Source organism: Hymenobacter segetis (genome assembly GCF_038448715.1).
Lineage (GTDB): Bacteria > Bacteroidota > Bacteroidia > Cytophagales > Hymenobacteraceae > Hymenobacter > Hymenobacter segetis.
In genome coordinates this window covers 39224-46844 of the sequence record NZ_JBCEVZ010000040.1, presented here as the reverse complement: position 1 = coordinate 46844, position 7621 = coordinate 39224, and the positions used below count along the sequence as shown (strand labels likewise).

Below are 7621 nucleotides of genomic sequence, written 5' to 3'. Positions count from 1 at the left end.
CCATCCGACACCACGAGGCGCGAGAAGCGCGTTGCCGCCGTGAGGCCCGCCGAGCGCAAGGCCACGCTGTCCTGGCTGCTGCGCTTCATCGACCACACGGCGCGGCCGGCCGTCTGGGCATTGGCTTGGCCGGCCAAGCCTACACTAACGATTGCAGCGGTGGCCAAAGCTTTGAAAATTGAATTTAATTTATAATTCGAGTTCGTGTTTGATTTGGCAAAATTCAATGGTAAAACGTTTTTCATGGTCGTGGGGAATTCTGTGGAGCGGAAAAATTTGGATGAGCAGTTTGGGAAACCCGGCCGCTGCTGTTGCGGTGGGATGAACAATTATCTGCCATATAATCCATAATTCCTTGCGTTTTCGGCCATTATTTTACGCACACGTTGCCGGTAACGCTACCGGTAACGTTATTTCAGAAGAAGATTTTTTCGGGCGTTTTGTCGGACTCACTTATTCCCGCTCGATTTGTTAATGCCTTGCTAGCCCAGTGCTCGGCTTGTTTGAGTGGTAAATAAAAATTGCACTATGTTTAAGGCGCGGCGTTTTGCGGTGACATTCAAAAGATGCCTGCCAACCCGCCCGCTTCGGGCCTTGCGCCCGCACCAAAAGCCGCAAGCCTGCATTGCAATTTTCCACTTCCCACCCATTTCCTGATGCGAATTTTTACTTGCCCGCTATGGACACTGCTCCCTGTGTTGGCGCTGGCCAGCCTGCCGGGCCGCGCCCAAACTCCCAGCGCCCTGATTCAGATTTCGGCGCAGGGCCGCCTGCAATACGTGCCCGATAGCCGGGGCAATACCGTGCCCGACTTCAGCGCCGTGGGCTACCGCAGCGGCGAGGCGACCATCCCCACCGTGCCGGTGGCCGTTACGTTGGGGCCGGTGGCGGGCGACAACCGGGCACGCATTCAGGCGGCCATCGCCCAGGTTTCGGCCCTGCCGATGAATGCCAGCGGGTTTCGGGGAGCGGTGCTGCTCACGGCGGGCACGTATGCGGTGAGTGGTCCGCTGGTGGTGAGTGCCAGCGGGGTGGTGCTGCGTGGGCAGGGCGCGGGGCCCACGGGCACCAAGCTGGTGGCCACGTTGCGGCAGCAGCACACGCTGGTAGAGTTCACGGGCGCGGGCCGGGCATCGGCGCAGGGCAGCACGGGCAAGCTCATTACCAATTCCTACCTGCCCATCGGGGCGCGCACCTGCACGGTGGCCAGTGGCCACACGTTTGCGGTGGGCGATTTGGTGGTGCTGCGCCGCACGCCCAATCAGGCCTGGATTAATATGCTGGGCATGAACACGCTGCACGCCGAAGACTCAACCTGCGTGGACTGGACGCCTAGCAGCTACACCATTGATTTCAAGCGCAAAGTAACGGCTGTGAGCGGCAACAGCATTACACTCGATGCACCCGTGGTCGACCCCATCGACCAGACTTACGCCACCGGCACGCTGCTGAAATACACCTGGACCGGCCGCATCGAAAACGTGGGCATCGAAAACCTGCGGCTCGATTCGGAATACAGCAGTCCCACCGACGAGCAGCACGGCTGGGACGGCGTGGATTTCACCAATGCTCAGAACGGTTGGGTGCGCGATGTGGAAGTGTATCACTTCGGCTTCGCGGCGGTGCGGGTGCTCACGAGCAGCGCCTTCATCAGCGTGCTGAACTCGAAGTGCTTCGATGCCATTGCCCTCACGATGGGCGAGCGCAAGTATTCGTTTTGCCTGGAGGGGCAGCGGAACCTAGTGATGGACTGCTTCACGCGCCTGGGCCGGCACGATTTTATGACCGGGGCGCGGGTGGCGGGGCCGAATGCCTTCGTGCGCTGCACGACTACGCAGCAGCTCAACATTGCCGGGCCGCACGGCCGCTGGGCCACCGGCACGCTCTACGACAACCTGGTGGGCGACGGCCCCCTGAACCTCGAAAACCGCCGCACCTCGGGCACCGGCCACGGCTGGGCCGGCGCGCAAAACATGCTCTGGAACTGCACCGCCGCCACGGCCACCGTGCAGAGCCCACCGGGCCACGTCAACTGGTCGGTGGGCACGCGGGCCATCGTGTCGGGCGTGGGCATCTTCTTCACCGGCCAGGGCTACGTGGAATCGACGGGCACCTTTGTGGCCCCGCAAAGTCTGTACGACCGGCAGCTGTGCGAGCGGCTGGGCGGGGCGGCCTGCGCTACCGTGACGGCGAATAAGGCCGCTGTGCCCGAGGAACAAGTCATCGTGTACCCCAACCCGCACAGCCGCAACGTCACGGTCTACTTCCCCGGCACCACGGGCCAGCTCACGCTCACCGATAGCATGGGGCGCATCGTGCGCGAGCAGGCCGGTTTCGCGCCGGGGCCGCTGAATCTGGGGAAGCTGGCGGCGGGCACCTATTTACTGCGCGTGGTAACGCGGGAAGGCAAGGTTTTTACCCGGAAGATTATCCGGCAGGAATAACGCAGTGGTGGAGATTATGGCACCTGAAAAAGGCGGCTTCCTGTATGGAAAGCCGCCTTTTTCAGGTTGCGGAATCAGAACGACGTAGGGGCGGGGCTTGTCCCCGCCCGCCGTTGAACGATTTTGTTGGTTTGGCGTGGGTGCCCGGGCGGGGGCAAGCCCCGCCCCTACGTCGTTCAGCGATTCCAGTAACATTGCGAAAGCGACTTAAGGCACGTAGAACCGCGCCTGTTTCTGCTCGCCAGCAGTCAGTAATCGGGCCAGATACCAACCTGCGGTCAGTCCGGCTACTGATATGAAACCGGCTTCGCCTGCTACTGCCTGGCGCTTCACAAGTTGGCCGGTGAAGGAGTACAGCTCCATGCGGGCATCCGGCGCGAGGCCCTGCCCGAAGTAGCGAAGCTGTCCTTGCTCGATAATGGTCGGGTACACTTCGAAACGGACGGCCAGAGCCGCCGCGAGGCCGGTTTTCACGGCGCGCACGGGCGAGTAAGCGGTGGTGCCGTCCTTATCCACCTGCCGCAGGCGGTAGTAGAGCACGGCGGCGGCAGGCCGGTTGGCATCGCGCCAGGCGTAGGCAGTCGGGCTGGTGGAATTGCCCTGCGCCGGCACTTGGTCCAGCGTTTCAAACGTGCGGCCGTCGGTGGTGCTGCGCTCGATGGCAAAGTAGGCGCTGTTGCGCTCGGAAGCGGTGCGCCAGGCGAGCTGGGCGGCTCCGGTGCTGGTTGGGGTGGCCGTGAAATCAACCAATTCAACTGGCAGCGGGGTGGTGGAGGCCGTTAGCGAAAAGTCTTCCACGCCCAGCGCGTCATCGGTGCCGGCCACGTTGATGTCGTTCCAGCGGATGAATAGGCTGCCGCCGGGCGCGATGCTCACCGCAATGATGGCAATGCGGGCGGCGCGGTTGGCAGCGTCGTTGCCATCGAGGGCGGTGTTGGTGGCGGGGCTGGTGGGGCTGGCAAAATTCAGGGCCGGCACGGCGGTGAAGGTGCCGGTGGTGAGGGCCGTGGCACTGGTGCTGTACTCGAATTCGATGCGGTCGGTGAGGCCGGAGCCGCCGGCGCGCCACATCTCGCCGGTGTAGCTGATGCGAATGCTGGTGATGGTTTGGCTGGTATTGTTGACAAACGCCGCGCCGATGGTGGACTGCACGCCGCTGTTCTGCACCATACCGAGGGCGCGGTCGGTAGTGCCGGCGGTGCCCAGGCTGTAGGTGTTGCCGGTGTTGCTGGCGGCGGTCGAGTACGTGTTGTCGGGCGCGCTGGAGCCGCTGCCACTAGCCGGCACCACTTCCACGAAGTCCCAGCCGGCGGGCAGGGTGGCTTTGGCATTGGTGCCGCCCGTGCTGGCCAGGGTGTTGAAATTCTCCGCATACGCCACGTTCAGGGCTGTGAGGCTGGTGGCCCCTGCCCCGGATACGAAGGTTTCGACCGGGCCGTAGCTGGTGCCGTTGGCATTGGTGGCGTAGGCGGCCACGTAGTAGGTGGTGAAGTGCATGAGCCCCGTGAGGGCCGTGCTGAACGCGCCCAAACCGCTGCCCACGGACACGGCCGTCGCATCGGAGCCGCCGATGGTGGGCGTCAGGTTGGTGGCGCTGTACACCACGCCGCGGCCCGTCACGGGGCCGTTGGTGCCGGCGCTGCTCACATTACCGCCCACGGTGGTGCTGAAGACAGCTACGGCCGGCGCGTCCGTAGTCACGGCGGGCAGCTGAACGGCCGTTAGTTGGAAGTCGTCGATGCCCAGGCCATCGTCGGTGCCGCTCACATCAAAGTCAACCCAGCGCAGATAGATAGTCGCGCCCGCATCAAGATGCACCGGCAGAAAGGCGCTGACTGTCTGAAAATTGCCGGCCGCGTTGCCATCCAGCGTCACTGCGGCACCAGGCGCGGCAGCCGTGTTGTAGCGCGGGCTCGAAAAGCTCAGGGCGGCGACGGTGGTGTAGCCGCCGCTAATCAGGCTGGCGGCCGGCGTGCTGGTGGTGGTCACGTACTGAAAATCGAGGCGGTCGGCATCGGCGCGGGCGCTGTTGCCGTTGCGCCACTGCTCGCCCTGGTATTGGATGGTGAAGCCGTCAATCGGGCTGCCCGTGAGGTTGCGGAAAGCTACGCCCAGCGTCGCGGCCAGGGTGGTGCCGGCGCTGGTGTTTTGCACCGCGCCGAAGGCCCGGTCGGCGGCCCCGTTCACGCTGGTGCTGGCCCCGAAACTGTAGGTGTCGCCCACGCCGGTGCTGCCCGTCGATACCGCGTAGGTGCCATTGGCTAGGTCGCCGGTTTCGGCAAAGCCCCAGCCGGCCGGCAGGGCGCTGCTGGTGCTGCCCGAGGTGCGGAACAGCGCGTTGAAATTCTGCGTGTAGGCATTGGCGCTGCCAAAGCCCGTCACATCGACGGGCGTGATAGTGGTGGGCGTCTGGGTTTGCGCCTGACCGGCCAGCGGCAGCAGGCCCAGGCTCCAGCTTAGCCCCAAAATGGTGTAAAGTTTAGGCATATTCAAAAGGTTGGGTGGGTTTGAAAAGGGCATGGCGCGGCCGGGAATAGCATTCGGCGAGCCCGCTGGCTCCACCAAATGCTATCCGTCCACTCATCCAAAAAAGAGGGAGAAAGCCCCGCGACTAACGGCACTCTCAGGGGCTGGGCTACAGCCCGACTTCGGTCAGAAACTTCATAATGGCCTCGTTCACCCGCTTGTTTTCCTCGGCGGGAAACTTGCCGTGCTGCCCGCCGGGCACGGTCAAAAACTCGGTTTTGACCCCCATTTTCACCAGCTTGTCGTGCAGGTCTACCGACTGCGAGTAGGGTACCGTGGGGTCGGCATCGCCGTGCACGATGAACGTGGGCGGGCTGGTTTTCTTCACCAGATAAAGCGGCGAAACCGACTGGATAAACGCCTCATCGCCATAGTGTGCCCCGAGCCATTGCTTGCCCGATTTGCTCGCCCAGGTCCCGGCGTTGGTGATGCCGTATTTGTCCACGATGGCCAGCACTTTCACCTTCTCTTTGGTCGGGCAGTTGGTGTCGAAGCGGTGGTCATTTTCAAGCAGACCGCCCACCAAAGCCAGGTGTCCGCCCGCCGAAGCGCCCATAATTACGATTTTATTCGGGTCAATGTTCAGCTTCTTGGCGTTGTTAATCAGGTAAATCAAGGCACAGCGCACGTCCTGCACGGCCGCCGGGGCGGTAGCCTGCTGCGAGAGCCGGTACTCCACATTCGCCACGGCGTAGCCCTTCCGGAAAAAGCCGCTGAACCCCGATTGCGACTCCTTGGTGCCCTTGTTCCAGCCGCCGCCGTGAATGTTGATGATGATGGGCGTGGGCGCACTGCCCGCCGGCGGCAGGTAGAGGTCCATGCGCCCGTCCCAGCCGTTGACGCGGGTGTACACCACGTCAATTTGCTTGGTGAAGCCTTTCGGCACCGGAATCACCTTCACGGTGGAATCGGTGGGAATGGGCGGGCCGGCCTGGCAGTGGGCGAGTTGGGCGCTGGCCAGGAGGCTGAAGGAGAGGATGAGGGATTTCATTGGAGGAGAAGGGTGGGATTTGGTGAGATGAACGCCGGCTACCAGCCCGTATTCTGCGTCATCGACTTATTAAGCGAGATTTCCGTGCTCGGAATCGGCCAGAGCAAGTCCCTTTGCGACACGTTGTTGTAAGGCACCAGCGTGGCGGCGCGGCCGTAATAGCCGATGCCACTGTTCGAGGCGCTGGGGGCCTGGGCGGTGATGATGGGCACCATGCCCTTCATCACGGTGAGGAAGGTGCCCCAGCGCAGCAGGTCGAGCTTGCGGAGGCCTTCGAAGGCCAGCTCACGGGCGCGCTCGTCTTTGAGGGTGGTCAGGAAATCGGCTTTGCTTTGGCCGGCGCGGGTGTCGGCCACGGTTGAGACAGTGTTTATCGGCAGGCCGTAGCCGCGGCGGCGCACCTGGTTCAGGGCCAGGTAGCTGTCGGTTGTGGGGCCGCCGTTCACCTCGTTGTCGGCTTCGGCAAACATCAGCAGCACATCGGAGTAGCGCAGTAGCGGCCAGTTGGTGGGGCCGAAGTTTTTGGCGAAAGCAATGGTCTGGTACTGGCGGCGCCACTTGGCGATGTAGCGGCCCCACACGTAGGTGGCAGCGTAGGGAATCTGGGCCTTGGTGGCATCCTGGCCGGTGTAGGTGAAGGGGGCGATGTTCCAATCGCGGCGCAGGTCGCCGGTGCCGTAGCGCTGGAATTGCACGCCGGTGGCCACGTACTGGCCCTGCATAAAGCCGACGGTTTCGTTGTTGTTGGGGATGCCCAGCGTCGAGCCAAACCGCTCGATTTCGCGGTACACGTTGCCCACGCCGTTGCCATTGAATTCCACTTCCCACAGGCACTCCTTCAGGTCGTAGATGTCGGCGCTTTCGTTCTTAAAAATCTGGCTGTAGTCGCTGCTCAGCGCGTGCAGGCCGGAGTTCATCACCTTCAACGCCCAGGTACGGGCGGCGGTGTATTTGGACGCATCGCCCAGCCGGCCGGCGGCATGCAGGTTGACCCGCGCCAGCATGCCAGCGGCGGCCGTTTTGCTGATGCGGCCGGTGTTGCCCCAGTCGGTGTTGTTCTTGAGTACAGCCTCGGCCGAGGTCATGTCATTAATAATCTGGGCGTACACATCGGCGGCCGGCGTGCGGGAAATATTCACGTTCTGGGCCGAGGTGGTGCTGCTCAGCTTCAGCGGTACATCGCCCCAGTAGCCCACCAGAATGAAATAGTAGTAGGCCCGCAGAAACAGCGCTTCGGCCCGAATCTGCTCTTTGGCAGCGGCGCTGGCCTGGCTCTTGTCGATGTTTTCGAGCAGGGCGTTGGCGCGGTTGATGCCTTCGTAGAGGTCGGTCCAGCAGTTGACGAGGTTGGCGTAGGACGGGTCGAAATTGTAGGCACTCACGGCCACGGCGGCGTTGCTGCGCAGCAGCTGCTCGTCGTTGGCGCTGGGCGCTTCCAGGGATAAAAAGCGCGAATACGTGGACTCGTCGCTGTTGCCCATTTCGCTGTACACGGCCATGAGGGCGGCCGTGAGCTGGGCTTCGGTTTTGTAATACGTTTGGGGCGCGATGGTGCTTTCGGGCAGCGTGTTCAGGAAATCCTTGCACGAACTCAGGCAGCTCAGGCCCAGCAGCAAGCCCAGGGTTTTGGGCAGAAATGATTTTTTCATGGCCGTTAAGA

The 7621-nt window shown here is 62.7% G+C and carries 4 protein-coding genes; 1 reads left to right on the top strand and 3 read right to left on the bottom strand.

The window, feature by feature from the left end:
* Window positions 1–656: 656 nt before the first annotated feature.
* Complete coding sequence (locus AAFH49_RS15265) at window positions 657–2444, top strand: T9SS type A sorting domain-containing protein (RefSeq protein ID WP_342299511.1); 1788 nt, start codon at window positions 657–659, stop codon at window positions 2442–2444.
* 207 nt (window positions 2445–2651) lie between these two features.
* Here the strand turns inward: AAFH49_RS15265 and AAFH49_RS15260 are convergent, their stop codons facing one another.
* The 3 genes from AAFH49_RS15260 to AAFH49_RS15250 all read right to left on the bottom strand — a co-directional run bounded on the left by AAFH49_RS15260 (window position 2652) and on the right by AAFH49_RS15250 (window position 7610).
* Window positions 2652–4931, bottom strand: a complete 2280-nt coding sequence (locus tag AAFH49_RS15260) for a T9SS type A sorting domain-containing protein (protein ID WP_342299509.1) — start codon at window positions 4929–4931, stop codon at window positions 2652–2654.
* A gap of 148 nt (window positions 4932–5079) precedes the next feature.
* Window positions 5080–5961, bottom strand: a complete 882-nt coding sequence (locus AAFH49_RS15255; RefSeq protein WP_342299507.1) for an alpha/beta hydrolase fold domain-containing protein — start codon at window positions 5959–5961, stop codon at window positions 5080–5082.
* A 38-nt stretch (window positions 5962–5999) separates the two neighbouring features.
* Window positions 6000–7610, bottom strand: coding sequence for a RagB/SusD family nutrient uptake outer membrane protein (locus tag AAFH49_RS15250; RefSeq protein ID WP_342299504.1), 1611 nt, complete (start codon window positions 7608–7610; stop codon window positions 6000–6002).
* Between the last annotated feature and the right edge of the window lie 11 nt (window positions 7611–7621).